This is a genomic window from Ideonella azotifigens (assembly GCF_021043325.1).
Taxonomy (GTDB): domain Bacteria; phylum Pseudomonadota; class Gammaproteobacteria; order Burkholderiales; family Burkholderiaceae_C; genus Ideonella; species Ideonella azotifigens.
This window is the reverse complement of sequence record NZ_JAJNKD010000026.1, coordinates 47128-61781: the sequence shown is the minus strand read 5'-3', so window position 1 is coordinate 61781 and position 14654 is coordinate 47128. Positions and strand designations below refer to the sequence as shown.

The 14654-nt window shown below is 68.5% G+C and carries 14 protein-coding genes; 7 read left to right on the top strand and 7 right to left on the bottom strand.

The window, feature by feature from the left end:
• Positions 1-21: 21 nt before the first annotated feature.
• Both hemB and LRH25_RS31225 read left to right on the top strand, forming a co-directional pair.
• On the top strand, positions 22-1020 hold the full coding sequence (hemB, locus tag LRH25_RS31230; protein WP_170201119.1) for a porphobilinogen synthase: 999 nt from the start codon (positions 22-24) through the stop codon (positions 1018-1020).
• A gap of 10 nt (positions 1021-1030) precedes the next feature.
• A complete protein-coding gene (locus LRH25_RS31225) occupies positions 1031-2173 on the top strand; it encodes a magnesium transporter CorA family protein (RefSeq protein ID WP_231013158.1) in 1143 nt (380 codons plus the stop codon).
• An 18-nt stretch (positions 2174-2191) separates the two neighbouring features.
• Here LRH25_RS31225 and LRH25_RS31220 read toward each other — a convergent pair whose 3' ends face one another.
• From LRH25_RS31220 to LRH25_RS31210, 3 genes are read right to left on the bottom strand one after another with little or no spacing between them, the layout of a single operon-like run.
• A complete protein-coding gene (locus tag LRH25_RS31220) occupies positions 2192-2872 on the bottom strand; it encodes an ABC transporter ATP-binding protein (protein WP_141290101.1) in 681 nt (226 codons plus the stop codon).
• 24 nt (positions 2873-2896) lie between these two features.
• A complete protein-coding gene (locus LRH25_RS31215; protein WP_170201037.1) occupies positions 2897-4210 on the bottom strand; it encodes an efflux RND transporter periplasmic adaptor subunit in 1314 nt (437 codons plus the stop codon).
• Positions 4207-6597 carry an ABC transporter permease gene (locus LRH25_RS31210; protein WP_231013156.1) on the bottom strand — a complete coding sequence of 797 codons (2391 nt, stop codon included), beginning with the start codon at positions 6595-6597 and terminating at the stop codon, positions 4207-4209. The genes LRH25_RS31215 and LRH25_RS31210 overlap by 4 nt, the downstream gene beginning before the upstream one ends.
• Before the next feature lie 236 nt (positions 6598-6833).
• Between LRH25_RS31210 and LRH25_RS31205 the strand changes: the two genes are divergently transcribed.
• The gene (locus tag LRH25_RS31205) at positions 6834-8159 is read left to right on the top strand and encodes a sigma-54-dependent transcriptional regulator (RefSeq protein WP_141290839.1); all 1326 of its coding nucleotides are present in this window, start codon (positions 6834-6836) and stop codon (positions 8157-8159) included.
• A complete protein-coding gene (locus LRH25_RS31200) occupies positions 8149-9408 on the top strand; it encodes a sensor histidine kinase (protein ID WP_231013155.1) in 1260 nt (419 codons plus the stop codon). Before LRH25_RS31205 ends, LRH25_RS31200 begins: the two co-directional genes overlap by 11 nt.
• A 16-nt stretch (positions 9409-9424) precedes the next feature.
• Here the strand turns inward: LRH25_RS31200 and ybeY are convergent, their stop codons facing one another.
• Complete coding sequence (ybeY, locus tag LRH25_RS31195; protein ID WP_141287097.1) at positions 9425-9895, bottom strand: rRNA maturation RNase YbeY; 471 nt, start codon at positions 9893-9895, stop codon at positions 9425-9427.
• Positions 9895-10890 (bottom strand): PhoH family protein, encoded by a 996-nt coding sequence (locus LRH25_RS31190; protein ID WP_141287095.1) that lies wholly within the window; start codon positions 10888-10890, stop codon positions 9895-9897. Before LRH25_RS31190 ends, ybeY begins: the two co-directional genes overlap by 1 nt.
• Before the next feature lie 36 nt (positions 10891-10926).
• On the opposite strand from LRH25_RS31190, the gene ruvA reads away from it, so the two are divergent.
• A complete protein-coding gene (gene ruvA, locus LRH25_RS31185) occupies positions 10927-11499 on the top strand; it encodes a Holliday junction branch migration protein RuvA (protein WP_141287093.1) in 573 nt (190 codons plus the stop codon).
• Positions 11500-11511: 12 nt separating this feature from the next.
• Here ruvA and LRH25_RS31180 read toward each other — a convergent pair whose 3' ends face one another.
• The gene (locus LRH25_RS31180) at positions 11512-12000 is read right to left on the bottom strand and encodes a copper chaperone PCu(A)C (RefSeq protein WP_141287091.1); all 489 of its coding nucleotides are present in this window, start codon (positions 11998-12000) and stop codon (positions 11512-11514) included.
• 51 nt (positions 12001-12051) lie between these two features.
• Complete coding sequence (locus LRH25_RS31175) at positions 12052-12708, bottom strand: Crp/Fnr family transcriptional regulator (RefSeq protein WP_141287089.1); 657 nt, start codon at positions 12706-12708, stop codon at positions 12052-12054.
• Positions 12709-13108: 400 nt separating this feature from the next.
• On the opposite strand from LRH25_RS31175, the gene LRH25_RS31170 reads away from it, so the two are divergent.
• Together LRH25_RS31170 and LRH25_RS31165 are read left to right on the top strand one after the other, a co-directional pair.
• Complete coding sequence (locus LRH25_RS31170) at positions 13109-14122, top strand: LacI family DNA-binding transcriptional regulator (protein WP_141287087.1); 1014 nt, start codon at positions 13109-13111, stop codon at positions 14120-14122.
• Positions 14123-14218: 96 nt separating this feature from the next.
• Positions 14219-14620 carry a FlxA-like family protein gene (locus LRH25_RS31165; RefSeq protein ID WP_141287085.1) on the top strand — a complete coding sequence of 134 codons (402 nt, stop codon included), beginning with the start codon at positions 14219-14221 and terminating at the stop codon, positions 14618-14620.
• Positions 14621-14654 lie beyond the last annotated feature (34 nt).

Below are 14654 nucleotides of genomic sequence, written 5' to 3'. Positions count from 1 at the left end.
AACCTGTTACATGGCCCTGTCGTGAACCTGTCTGCCTATCCTGCCCATCGCCCGCGCCGCCTGCGCCGGGACGCCTTCAGCCGCGCCATGGTTCGTGAGCACCTGCTTACGCCGGCGGACTTCATTCTTCCGGTTTTCATTCACGAACTGCCCGGCCGCGCACCGATTTCGTCCATGCCTGGCGTGGAGCGTTTGTCGATTGATGAATTGCTGAAGGTTGGCGAACAGGCGCTGGAACTCGGAATTCCAGCGCTGGATCTGTTTCCTGTGATTACACCTTCGGCCAAGAGCCTGGATGGTGCCGAAGCCTGGAATCCGGACGGGCTGTGCCAGCGCGCGATCCGCGCACTCAAGAGCCGCTTGCCGGAACTCGGCGTGATGACCGACGTGGCGCTCGATCCATTCACCACCCACGGGCAGGACGGCATCATCGACGACTCGGGCTATGTCCTGAACGACATCTCGGTGCAGGCGCTGGTCAGGCAGTCGCTCTCGCATGCCGAGGCTGGTGCCGACATCGTCTCGCCGTCCGACATGATGGACGGCCGCATCGGCGCGATCCGCCAGGCGCTGGAAGCTGGCGGCCATGTGCACACCCGCATCATGGCGTATTCGGCCAAGTACGCCTCGGCCTTCTACGGCCCGTTCCGCGACGCGCTGGGCACGGCGGGCAACCTCGGCAAGGGCAACAAGTACACCTACCAGATCGACCCGGCCAACAGCGACGAAGCCTTGCGCGAAGTGGCGCTGGACATTGCCGAAGGCGCCGACATGGTGATGGTCAAGCCCGGCCTGCCGTACCTGGACATCGTCTACCGCGTGAAGACCGAGTTCCGCGTGCCGACCTTCGCCTACCAGGTCAGCGGCGAGTACGCGATGATCAAGGCCGCCGCCGCCAACGGCTGGCTGAACCACGACGCGGTGATGATGGAAGCGCTGCTGGCCTTCAAGCGTGCAGGCGCCGATGGCGTGCTGACCTACTTCGCGCTCGACGCGGCCCGGCTGCTGAAGGCCGGCTGAGCCAAGGCGAATGCGCATCTTCCACATCGACAACGAGCACTTCACCGAGCTCGAACAGCTGCCGACCTCGCTGCCGGCCCATGGCTACCTCTGGATCGGCAACGCCAGGCGCGAGTTCGAGGCCCGGGTCGGCGAACTGCAGCGGCACCTGCAGCACTGGACAGGCGCCGGCCTGGTCGACCTGCACGTCAGCGACCTGCTGAACAACCAGTTGCCCTCGCACTACGACGACACCTCCTGGTACGACATGCTGGTCTTCCGCAGGCTCTCCGCCGGGGCCGGCGGTGCCGCGCTGCCGGCCAATACCCCCGTGCCGGCGATGGGCCGCCCGCCGGCAGCGCCGCACGCAGTCGGCACGCTGGCCGCGGCACACCAGGCGCTGGCCGCGATCGACACCAGCCCGGTCGGCTTTGCCGTGTTCGACAAGGTGCTGATCACCGTTCACCCCGCCGACTGCATGGTGCGCGAATACTTCGCCCAGCGGCTGCAGCAGCATTCCCGCGAGTCCGACCTGCGCGGCTCGGCGCGCCTGCCCACCAGCCCGGCCGACCTGATGCTGCGCATGGTGAACTACATGGTGGACAGCTACCTGGAGCTGCGCCGCCTGCTCACCCGCCACCTCGGCACGCTGCAGGCCGAGCTGCTGAAGGCCAACAGCCGCTTTGCCGACTGGCAGCTCATCCTCAGCTCACGCGAGGCACTGCACCTGCTGGAAGACACCTGCGAGGACCAGCGCAGCGCGATCCAGGAATGGATAGACGCGCTGGACGAATGGCCGGAGGCCGCTTCGGTCGCAGAGCGGCGCGAGCGCGAGCTGTTGCGGGTGCGCTCGCGTGACGTGCTCGAGCACATCGAGCGCGTGCTGAGCCATGTGCGCCGGCTGGAGCAATCGGCCGAAGCCGCGGTGCAGATGCACTTCTCGGCCCTGGGCCAGCGCACCAACGACATCATGCGCACGCTGACCGTGCTGACTGCGATCTTCCTGCCGCTGAACCTGATCACCGGCATCTTCGGCATGAACTTCGAGTGGCTGCCGCTGATCCACAAACAGGACGGCTTCTGGATCGCCGTGGCCGTGATGCTGGGCATCGGCATCGGCCTGGGGCTGTTCTTCTGGCGCAAGCGCTACCTGGGTACGCGCTCCCGTCAGTAGGCCGCGCAACCGCGCGGGTCAGGCCACCACGGCGGCATCCACCAGCACCCGACCATCCAGCAGCCGCAACACGCGCGACGCCTGCGCCGCGTGGAACGGCGAGTGGGTGACCATCACCAGCGTCGTGCCCTCGGCGTTCAGCTCGCGCAGCAGCCGCATCACCTCCTCGCCATGCGCGCTGTCAAGGTTGCCCGTCGGCTCGTCGGCCAGCAACAGCGCGGGCCGCGAGACGATGGCGCGCGCGATCGCGACCCGCTGCTGCTGACCGCCGGAGAGCTGGCTCGGGCGATGGCCAGCGCGATGGCTCACCCCCAGGCGCTCCATTGCCTCGCCCACCCGCAGCGTGCGCTCGCGCGACGCAAGTTCGCCATACGCCAGTGCAAGGCCGATGTTCTCGGCCACGGTCAAATCGTCCAGCAGATTGAAGCTCTGGAACACGAATCCGATGCGACCTCGGCGCAGCTTGTGCAGCGCCCGCTCGGACCAGCCTGCCACATCCTCGCCGTCGAACCAGTAGTGGCCGCTGCTGGGCACATCCAGCAAGCCCAGCAGGCCCAGCAGTGTGGACTTGCCGCAGCCTGAAGGCCCGGTGATGGCCAGGTATTCACCCGCATCGATCTCCAGGTCGATGTGGTCCAGTGCCGTCGTCTGCACCTCCCCACTCCGGTAGACCTTGCTCAGTTGGCTCATTTTGAACATCGTGAAGTCCTTGCAATTGATGGATCAGCGCTGCAGCCTCAGCGCCTGCGCGGTGGCAAACGCCCGATAGCTGGAAGTGAGGACGCGCTCGCCAGGCGCCAAGCCCGCCAGCACCTCGATCTGGCCGGCGGCCCGGCGGCCCAGCCGCACTGCGCGGCGCTCGGCTTGTGCGCCTTCGGCGTCCACGACAAACACCCAGGCGCCGCCCGTGTCCGCATAAAAAGCACCATCGGGCAACAGCAGGGCAGGGGCGGGTCGCCCCAGGCGCACGGAGGCGGCCAGGGTCTGGCCGGCGGACAGCTGGGCTTGCATGGCTGCGGGCACGCTGGCGTCGAACTGCAGCTCGACACGAAAGCGCCCGTTTTGCACCTGTGGGTCGATGCGTGCCACCTGCATCGGCCAACGGCGCTCGCCCATTTCGACCTGGGCCGCCAGGCCCACTGCCACCCGGCCCAGATAGAACTCGTCGACGGCCGCCGACAGCAGGAACCGGTCGGCGCTGTCGATTCGCCCCAAGCGGTCGCCGGCCTTCATGGTGGCGCCCACCTGGGGAGCAAAGCCTGTCAAACGGCCATCCGCAGGCGCACGCAGCGCCAGGGCACCGTCGTCCCGCATCAGCTGCAGCCGCCGACTCAAGCCTTCCACCGCCCGCGCCATCTCGGTCACCGACTGGCTGCGGGTTCGCTCTTCGGCCTCGCTGTCGGCCTGTTGCTGCGCCAGCATTGTTCGCAGTTGCGCCAGTTGATCGGCCGAATCCTCCGCCGCAGCGGCCGAGACAAAACCTTGCCGGGCCAGATCCACCGTCCGCGCATGCGCTTTCTCCTGGCGCACCAGCTCGAAGCTGCGCTGCTGAAGCTCTCGCTGCAACAACGCATGGCTGGCCACCCATTGCGCCCTCAAGCCGGACAGATTGGCCAATTGCTGCGCCACCTCGGCCGATCGGGCCATCAGTTCCAGCTCCCTCTGTGGGTTTGACAGGCGCAGCAGTTCATCGCCGCGCCTGACCCGTGTCCCATCAGCCACCAGCACCGCATCCACCCGCCCGCCCTCCGTCGTGTCCAGCATCACCGACTGCTGAGGCGCCACCGTCGCACTGAGGCTCAGCTCATCATGGAAGGTGCCGTTCGCCACCAAGCCCAGGTCCACGTCCGCAAGCCTCACGGACACGCCGGGGCTGCGCGCTTGCCACAGCCAACTGGCGCCCCAGAGCACCAGCAACGCCATGCAAAGCGCAGCCAGCCGCCGCAGCCAGCGCAAGTGCTGGCTGATCGGCACGACCCGGTCCATGGCCGCGCCGCTCTGCGGGCCGCCGGCAGTGCGCAGTTCCGCCGCGGTCATGCCGGCTCGATTGCAAGGGCCTGCGCAGGCCGCAGGCGAAAAGCGGCCAGCAGATGCCGGGTCACCGCCAGCCCCGCCACCAACGTGAGGATCAGGCAAGCCAGCAGCATGGGCCATGCCCCCAGCGGCACACGCACCGCGAACTGGCTCAGGTACCACTCGCCGGCCCACCAGGCCAACGGCAGGCCCACCACAACGCCGGCCGCAGCAGCCCCGGCAAACTCCCTCAGCAACAGAAGTGCCACATCCCGGCGTCCGGCGCCATGCAGCTTGCGCAGCACGATCTCGCGCTGCTTCATCCTCAGGGTGTGCGCTGCCATCGCATACAGGCCCACACCGGCCATCAGCAAGGCCACCAGGCCCGCCACTGCAATCAGGCCTGCCATGCGCCGATCATCCCGGTACTGCACGGCCAGTTGCTCGGCCACGGGCGAGGCCACGACGGTTTCCTCCGGCACCCATTGCGCCACCCAGGCGGGCAGCGCCTGACGGGTGGCTGCGGCATCGCGCGTCCACAGCGTGAGCGCAGCTTGCCGCAGCGCAGTCAGATCGAACAAGGTGGGCACATGCGGCTCGCGTGCGCTCTCCAATCGAAGATCGGGCACCACCGCCGCCACCGTTTTTGCAGGCGAGCCTTGCCTGAGCGCCGATTGCAGCACCTGGCCAATGGCCGCCTCGGGGCTGGCAAATCCCAGCGCGGCCACGGCGCTGCGGTCCAGCACCACCGCGCCGCTCTGCGCCTCGACACGATGGTCCGCAGAGAGACGCCCCGCCAGCAGCGGCACGCCATAGGTCTCGAAGAATCCCGGGCCGATGCGGCTCGCAATGCGCATCGCCACCACCCGACCTCCTGGCCGCTGGAACTCGCCCGAAAAACCGAGCTGGTTGCGCCCGGGCAGATCCGAACTGCTGGTCACCCGCACCACCCCCGGTAAACGTGCCAAGGACGCCAGCAGCAGGTCCGGCCCAGGCGCCACGGTCTGCTCGGCACCCGAAAGCAGCCCGGCCAGTTCGCCATCTGGCAGGTCCAGGCCCCAGCGCCCCTGCAATTGATAGCCCAACTCCCTTTCGCCGGCCAGCCAGCCCTGGGCCGCCACCGTCAGCGCCACCGTCGCCAGCCCCGCCGCTGCACCGAACTGCACCGCGGTCAGCGCCCGCCGCAACCCACGGGCACCACGGCCCTCGTCATGCGCGCGGCCCGCCAATGCAGCCGCGCAAGGCACCCGCAGTGCCAGCCATGCCAAAGGCGCGCCGGTGAGCAGCGCCAGCAGCGCGCCCCCGGCCAGGCTGGCGACCACAGACGCAGGCGACAGCACGGGGTGATCAAACCGGTGCGGCAGCAGCGCCTCGGCCAGCGGCGTGACCCACCAGGCCAGCAAAAGACCGAGCAGGCTGGCCGCCATCGCCACCACCAGCGCCTCACCACAAAGCATCAGCCACAGGGCGCCCGGCCCCGCGCCCAGCGTCTTGCGCAGCGCGATCTCGCGCTGGCGGCGCAGCAAGCTGACGCTGCCAAGGTTCACCACATGCACCGCAGCCAGCAGCAAGGTGACCAGGGCCGCCAGCCCCAGGCTCAGCATCTGCCGCCAGCGCAGGGTGCTGCCGTCGCCTCGCAAGCCCCATTCGTCCAGCGACATGGCGCGATAGTCGTCGCCCGGACTGTTCAACTGGCGGTGTTGATCGGCAGCCCGCTGCGCCCAGGCTCCGAGTTGTTCCGCGTGCGCCTGCGGCAGCAGCCGGGCATACAGCGCGCTGCCTGCGAACCACCATCCACCAAGCTTTTGCCCTCGCGCCCGCACCGGCGCCGAGTCGAAGCCAAAAATGGCATCGAACTCGCGCAGCATCGCCTGGGCAGGCACCGGCCCCAGCACGGCCGCCACCGTCCAGGTGGTGGGCGTGCCCGCTGCTTCTGGCCCGGCAAGCCGAACCTGGCGACCCAGCCAATCGCCCGGCGACCCCTCTGCACCGAACAGCTGCTCCGCGGCCGCTTCGGTCAGGGCCACACCATCGGGCCGGGTGAGCACGGCCGACAGGTCTCCGGCACGCACCGGCAGCATGAACAGGGAGGTCAACTCTGGATCCGCCAGCATGGCGCGCATCCGCACCGCTCGGCCAGTGCCCCGCAAAGCCCAGTTCACGCTGTCCACCCGGGCGCTGGCCGCCATGGGGGCGCCTTCCGCCTGCAGGGCTTCCCGCAGGGCAGAGGCGGGCACAAACCCGGACCATTCGGCCACAGCGTTGCCCTCGGAGCCTCGTGCGCGCCGCTCGAAGGTCACCACGCCGGACGAGGCCAGCACCCCTGCATCGGCTTGCAGATGATCCCGCACCAATGCCGCGGCCAGGCAGGCCAGCCCCATTGCCAAGCCCAGCGCACTGATGGCAATCATGGTTTGCGTGGGGCTTCGCCACACCCGGCGCCAGACGCCCAACAAGCCGAATCGAAAATTCATGACCCGCACTTTGCAAGGCGGGTGCCAGCAAGCCCACCCCGGAAAATCAAGGACTTGGCGACAACGCCACTGCGCCTGGCGTGCGCCTTCGCACACCCGGGCGTCCGGAAGCGGACACTTTCGCTGCGCCAGTTTGCGAGGCATGCGCAGGCGCTGGCAAGATGCCAGCCCGCATGACCGAAGCGCCTTTGCCCCGCCTGCTGATCCTCGATGACGACGCCGATGTGGCGACGGCTGCGCGGCTGCTGCTGCGGCGCCGCTTCAGCGAAGTGATGACGCTGCAGCAGCCTGGGGGCCTGTTGGCCGCCATCGAACGCTTCAAGCCCGACCTGCTGCTGCTGGACCTGAACTTCGCGCCGGGCGAAGCCGACGGCGCGCATGGGCTCACGGTGCTGCGGCAACTCGCCGCACGCCGCGACGCGCCGGCAGTGATCGCCATGACCGCCTATGCCGAAGTCGATCTGGCGGTGCAGGCGCTGCAACTGGGCGCCGTTGATTTCGTCACCAAGCCCTGGGACAACGCCCGCATGGTGGCCAGCATTGCCGCTGCACTGGCGCGGCGCGCACCCGCCAGCGCAGCGGGCTCGCCGCTGCTGGGCGGCTCACCTGCCATGCAAGCCCTGCGCGCGCAGATCGCCAGCGTCGCGCCCACTGAAGCGAATGTGCTGATCCTCGGCGAAAACGGCGTGGGCAAGGAACTGGTGGCGCAGGCCGTGCACCAGGCCTCCAAGCGCACAGCCGGGCCTTTCCTGGCGGTGGACATGGGTACGCTGCCGGCCAGCACCTTCGAGAGCGAACTGTTCGGCCACCGCGCCGGCAGCTTCACCGACGCACGCCAGGCCCGTGCCGGCCGCTTCCAGGCTGCGCGCGGGGGCACCCTGTTCCTCGACGAAATCGGCAACCTGCCGCTGCCGCAGCAGGCCAAGCTGCTGACGGCGCTGGAGCGCAGGCAGGTCACGCCACTGGGCGCCGACACCCCCGAAGCGGTGGACGTGCGCATCGTCAGCGCCACCAACCTGCCGGAAGCCGGCTTGTTCGACCCTCAGCAGTTCCGCGCTGACCTGCTGTGGCGGCTCAACACCATCGTGCTGCGCGTGCCCCCACTGCGAGATCGCCCAGACGACGTGCTGCCGCTGGCCGCGCACTATCTTGCCCTCTACGCCCGTCAACACGGCAAGCCGCTGCGCGGGCTCAGCGAGGCAGCCGCCCAGGTCCTTCAAGGGCACGACTGGCCCGGCAATGTGCGCGCGCTGCGCCATGCATGCGAGCGCGCCAGCATCCTGGCCACCGGGTCGGTGCTTCAGCCAGAAGACTTTGCGCTGCCCCTCCATGCCGTTGCCGCCGTGGAGGGCAAGGCCCCGCTGCACCTCGCAAGACGCGAACGCGACGCCGTGGCAGCCGCGCTGGCGCAAGCCCAGGGCAACATCAGCCAGGCTGCCAAACTGCTGGGCGTGAGCCGCGCCGCCCTGTACCGGCGGCTGGAAAAACATGGGCTCTGACGGCACCGCCAATCCCACGCGACACCGCAGGACAGGCGTGGCCATCAGCGCGCTTGGCCTGTGCGCCATCAGCGCAGCCGCCGTGGCCTGCGCCGATTCGCCGCGCACCTTGTCGGCACTGGCGCTGACCGCAGCCGCTCTGCTTGCGCTGGGCTTGTACCACCTGCGCGGGCTGCGGGCGCCGGCACCCATCGCATTGGCAGAGCCGCCGCCCACCGCCGCCCAGCGCGATGCGGATCTGGTACAGCACCGGGCGCTGGAAGCGGCGCTCGCACATGCGCCGGTAGCACTTTGGCGTGTGGATGCGCTCGAAGCGCTGCCGCTGAACGTGGCCGCACGCCGGCTGATGGCACCGGGTGGCGCGCCCGGCGGCGTGGCTGCAGCTGCGCTGCGAGAACGGGTCGCGAGAACGCCAACCGAAGGCAGACACCGCGAAGTGCTGAGCTTCGAGGGCGAGCGAGGCAGCGAGCGTGCATTGATGGCCAGCGCACCGCTGCAATTGGGAAATGAGACCACGCGGCTGGTCGCACTGATGCCCATCGAATCGGAACTTGAAACCGAGGCCCTGGTGGCCTGGCAGCAACTGGTGCGGGTGCTGACGCACGAGATCATGAACTCGCTGACGCCCATCGCGTCGCTCTCTGGTAGCGCCATCGAATTGCTTGCCGAAGCCGCGCAGGCGCAACCGGACTTGGCTGAAGCGCTGGAGGCCATCGCCCGCCGGTCGGCACAGCTGCTGGCCTTCGTGGAAAGCTACCGCTCGGTCAGCCAGTGGCCGGCGCCGCAATGGCAGGTGGTGGAGGTGGCGCAGTTGCTGTCTGGCGTGCAGCACCTGGTGGCTGCGGACTGGTCGGCAGCGGGTGGCACGGTGCGTTGCGAAGTCACCCCTGACAGCCTGCAACTGCGCACCGATCCCGCCCAACTCGAACAGGCCCTGTTGAACCTGGCACGCAATGCGCTGGAAGCCTGTCTCCAGCGAACCGATCACCATGACCCCGGCGCCGCACCGGCTTTGCTGCTGCAAGCGCGCCTGGGTCGAGGCGGTCGACTGGCCATCACCGTCAGCGACAACGGTCCCGGCGTGGCCCCAGGCCTGGAAACCCAGGTCTTCACGCCCTTCTTCTCCACCAAGGCCCAGGGCCGCGGCATCGGGCTGGCGGTCGTGAGGCAACTGGTGCACGGCCTCGGCGGCACCGTGCGCCACGCCAAGCGACCAAGTGGCGGCGCCTGTTTCGTGCTGGGGTTCTGAGCCAGGCCGCAGTCGCTCAGCGCTTGTCCGGATACGGATCGTGCAGGCCCAGCCCGAGCAGGATCTGAGTTTCGCGGGCTTCCATGGCTTCGGCTTCGACGTCGTCGTCCTCGTGGTCGTAGCCCTGGGCGTGCAAGGTGCCGTGCACCAGCAGGTGGGCGTAGTGGTCGGCCACGGGGAGCTTGAGTTCCCTGGCTTCCTTCTCGACCACCGGCGCACAGAGGATCAGGTCGGCCATCACCAGCGGCTCGTGCTCGTAGTCGAAGGTCAGCACGTTGGTCGCGTAGTCCTTGTGACGGAACTCGTGGTTCAGGCGACGGCCTTCTTCCTCGCCGACGATGCGCACCGTGATCTCGCCCGGCGCTTCCAGCGCGGCGCGGATCCAGCGCATGACCTTGTGGCGCGGCAGTTGGGCGCGGTGCGCCGGGTCGGCGAACTGCAGCGAAAGGCTCAGCTCGGGCTTTGCAGCGGGCTTGACGCCGGCCATCAGCGCGTCTCCAGCTTGCGCTGCCGTTCATGCACGCGCTCGCGCTCTTCGCGCTGGCTGTCGTAAGCGTCGACGATGCGGGCCACCAGCGGGTGGCGCACCACGTCGGCCGAGGTAAAGCGGGTCATCGCAATGCCTTTCACGTCGCGCAGCACTTCGGCCGCGTCGATCAGCCCGCTGGGCATGCCGCGCGGCAGGTCGATCTGGCTCACGTCGCCGGTCACCACCGCCTTGGAGCCGAAGCCGATGCGGGTCAGGAACATCTTCATCTGCTCGGGCGTGGTGTTCTGCGCCTCGTCCAGGATGATGAAGGAATGGTTCAGCGTGCGGCCGCGCATGAAGGCCAGCGGCGCGATCTCCAGCGTGGCCTTCTCGAAGGCCTTGGTCACGCGGTCGAAGCCCATCAGGTCGTACAGCGCGTCGTACAGCGGGCGCAGGTAGGGGTCGACCTTCTGGGTCAGGTCGCCCGGCAGGAAACCCAGCCGCTCGCCGGCTTCCACCGCCGGGCGCGTCAGCACGATGCGCTGCACCGAGCTGCGCTCCAGTGCGTCCACCGCCGCGGCCACCGCCAGGAAGGTCTTGCCGGTGCCGGCCGGGCCGATGCCGAAGCTGATGTCGTGCGCCATGATGTGGCGCAGGTACTGTAACTGGTTTGGCGTGCGCGCGGTCAGGTCGGCGCGCCGGGTGTGCAGCACGATGTCGCCCTCGGCCGCGTCCGGCAGGTGCACCGGCGCGCCACCACGGCGCAGGTCGTCCAGCGCCAGCTGGAAGGTCTCGGCAGTGATGGGCTTTTTTGCCCGCTCGTAGAGCATCTCCAGCATCGCCAGCACGCGCTCGGCGTCGCGCTTGCTGCCATCGATCTTGAACGCGCCCTGCCGCCGCGTGATGCTCAGCGGCAGCATGGCCTCGATGGACCGCAGGTGCTCGTCCAACGGGCCGCAGAGGTGGGCCAGCCGTGTGTTGTCGAGCGGGGAAAAGGTGTGGCGGAGGATCATTGGGGCGCGATTGTGAGCCAAACGATAATCCCGCACATGATCGGTCGTCTCACGGGTTTGATTGCGGAAAAGTCCCCTCCGCTGGTGCTCATTGACGTGCAGGGCGTCGGCTACGAGGTGGACGTGCCGATGAGCACGTTCTACAACCTGCCGGGACTGGGCGAGAAGGTGACGCTGCTGGTGCACCAGGTGGTGCGCGAAGACGCCAACTTGCTCTACGGCTTCCTGACGGCAGAAGAGCGGGCCACGTTCCGCGAGGTCGTGAAGATCAGCGGCATCGGGCCGCGCACGGCGCTGTCCATTCTCTCGGGCCTGTCGGTCTCGGACCTGGCAGGCGCGGTGACACGGCAGGAAGGCGCGCGGCTGCAGAAGGTGCCGGGCATTGGCAAGAAAACCGCCGAGCGGCTGCTGCTGGAGCTCAAGGGCAAGCTGGGCGCCGAACTGCCGGGCGTGGGCGCCAGCGTGGCGACCGACGCGCAGGCCGACATCGTGCAGGCGCTGATGGCGCTGGGCTACAACGAGAAGGACGCGGCGGCGGCGCTGAAGAAGCTGCCGCCGGACGTGGGCGTCAGCGAAGGCATCAAGCTGGCGTTGAAGTCGCTGGGCTGAGTCCCTTCGGGCTCAATGTTCCAGCGCAGGGCCGGGCGCTGAAGCTCCGAGCGCGCGCACCGGCGCCTGCACGGTCAACTGCTCCGTCTTGCCGTCGGCATTCTTGAAGGTCAGCGTCAGCGGCACCTGGTCGCCGGCCTTCAGCGGCTGCTTCAGGTCCATCAGCATGACGTGGAAGCCGCCGGGCTGGAGCTTGACGGCCTTGCCGGCTGGCAGCTCCAGGCCGCCCGCCACTTCGCCCATCTTCATCACGTCGCCCACCATCTTCATCTCGTGCACTTCTGCCATGCCGGCCAGCGGCGTGGCCACGCTAACCAGCCGGCTGCCCTGGGCGGAGCGCAGTTGCATGAAGGCCCCGGTGGCCTTTTGCTGGGCGACGGTGCCGCGCACCCACAAGTCGGTCACCGCGGGCGGCTCGGCCAGCACTGCTGCGCTGGCAGCCAGCAGGCCCAGCGCCCATGTGGCTCGGGTGAAGAAGGACGGGGTCTTGAAAGCTTGCATCGGTGTTTTGTCTCCTGCTGTCGGGTGGCCATGAGATGCAGCCGCAGCCGCTCAGGCCCCCAGATGATCGCGCACCCGGGCCCCACCGTCGCTGCGCGTCATGCCGGCCGGCCATTCGCTTTCGCGCAGGCGGGCGCGGCTGAAGCGCGCGCTTTGGCGCTCGCGGCCATCGAGGATCTGGGTGCGCTTGAGGTTGGCGAAGATGCGCGAGACGGTCTCGGGCGAAGTGTCGATGATGGCTGCCATGTCCTTGATGGTCGGCAGGGGCGTATGGGCCTCCTCGCCGATCCACGGTGCGTCGTCCTCCGGCGCCAGCATCAGCAGCAAGGCCTTCAGCCGGTCCTGCGCCGAGCTGCTGCGCAGCGCCACCAGGTCCTCGCCGCGGCGCTGCTGCTGCAGCAGGCCTTCCATCAGGACCAGCCGGCGCTCGGCGTCACTGGCCAGCACCCGCCGGCGGGCTTCGCTGGGCACGATGGCGCGCGCGGTGTTGGCATACGGGTAGGCCGCCAGCAGTTCCAGGCCGATCAGGTCGCCAGGCAGCACGATCTGCATGAAGCGCTGGCCGTCCACCGTGGCCCGGTCCAGGCGCAACGCACCTGCCGTCAGCTGCCAGACCGTGCCCATGCCACCGGCCTCGAACAACACATCACCGCAGGCCAACTGCTGCACCGGGTCATCGCGCAGCGAAACTCGTGAATCAAAGGTCATGACGATCCGTCCCAGACGGCTTCCATTGGTACGACAAGGGCTGGCAGCGTGGGTTGCGGAAGATCAACAAACGGCAGCAAGCTAACTCAGGGAAAACACTGAATCATTGTAGACAGCCTGCACCCGACCCTGCCGGCCGAATGCATGCGCCTGCCCACGCTGCTGCCGGCGAGCCCCGGGCTGGACGGCGCCCCGGGTCTGGCGCCAGGGCCACCCGGCGGGTACCCCGAGGTGTACAGAGTCCGGCCCAGCCGCTCAACGTGGGATTGCCCGCCACCAGCAGGCGTGACACCGTCGGCACCACGGCCTGACCGAGGATCGCCAGCAAGGCGATCCAGGCGCTGCGGCGCAACAGGCGGGCGGTGAATGACCCCAGCGATTCCGCTTTCAAACAGACACGATGCCGACGATCAAGGATGTGGCCCAGCTCGCCGGCGTCGGCGTGGGCACCGCTTCGCGGGTGCTCTCCGGCCGCGGCTCGTTCTCGGCCAAGGCGGCAGCGCGCGTGGCCTCGGCGGTGCAGACGCTGGACTTCCGGCCGTCGACCATTGCCCGCGCGCTGGTCACGCAGGTCAGCGGCACCATCGGCGTCTATGTGCCGGACTTCAAGGGCCCGTTCTACGGCCCGATGCTGCATGCGGTGGAAAGCGAATTGCGCAGCCACGAGCGCCACATGGTCGCGGCCAATGGCTGCGGCCAGGCCAGCATGCGCCGCCAGGCCCAGGACGGCGTGCGCTTCCTGATGGACCGCGGCTGCGACGGCATCCTGGTGACCACCAACGCGCTGACCGATGCAGACCTGCTGGCCCTCCAGGAGCGTTTCCCGCATGTGGCCGTGGTCAACCGCGAAGTGGTGCGCATGAAGGCCGCATGTTTCTCGGTGGATCACCACGCCGCCGGCCGGCTGGCCGGGCGGGCCTTCCTGGACCACGGCCACCGGCAGCTGGCGGTGATTGCCGGCCTGGCCGAGGCGCCGGACAATCGGCAGCGCCTGCAGGGTTTTTTCGACGAGCTGGCCACGGCCGGCATCGCCCGCGAGCAGGTGCCCTGCGTGGACGGGCTTTTCACCGCCAAGGGCGGCTCGGAGGCCACCGGCGCGCTGCTGGCCGGCGGCGCACAATTCACCGGCCTGTTCTGCTGCAATGACCTGATGGCGATGGGCGCCATCGCCCGGCTGCATGCCGCCGGCAAACGCATGCCGGAAGAGGTTTCGGTGATCGGCTACGACGACGCCGACGAAATGGCCGCCTACCTCAGCCCCAGCTTGACCAGCATCCGCATCGCCATCGACAACATGGGCCTGAACGCCTGCCGCATGCTGCTGAACCAGTGCTACGCAATGTCGCTGCCGCTGGTGCACGAATTCCAGCCCGAGTTGGTGCTGCGCAACTCGCTGGGGCCGGCTCCCGGCTGAACGCCGCCTCCCCGCGCAGGCCCGGCCAGCGGCTCCCTTTGTGTCGACTGCGTAAATCACATACAGCTTCAAGACAGCCAGGCCGAAATCCTGGTCATGCAAGTCGCCGCCTCCACCACTGTCGCCAACGCCGCCAGCGCCAGCAGCGGCAGCTCGTCCACCACCGCCTCGCAGATCGCCGCGCTGCAAAAACAGTTGCAGACCCTGGCGCAGGACCTGAAGGACCTGGCCAAGGACGACACGCTGAGTGCCGAGGACAAGCAGAAGCAGCAGCAACTGCTGCAGATGCAGATGCAGTCGGTGCAGCAGCAGATCACCGCGCTGCAGAACAAGGCCACGCAGGACGCCGAGGCCAGGCGCAAGGCGAGCGAAGCCAAGTCCAGCGAATCGAAGGACACACAGGCGCAAGCGCAGTCCGATCCGGCCGACCCGCTGGCGGGCAAGAAGGACGAAGATCCCGCCCGCCGCCTGGGCCTGCAGATCGACACCTACGCCTGAGCGGCGACCGCAGGCCCGCAGGCCGCCCGATGCA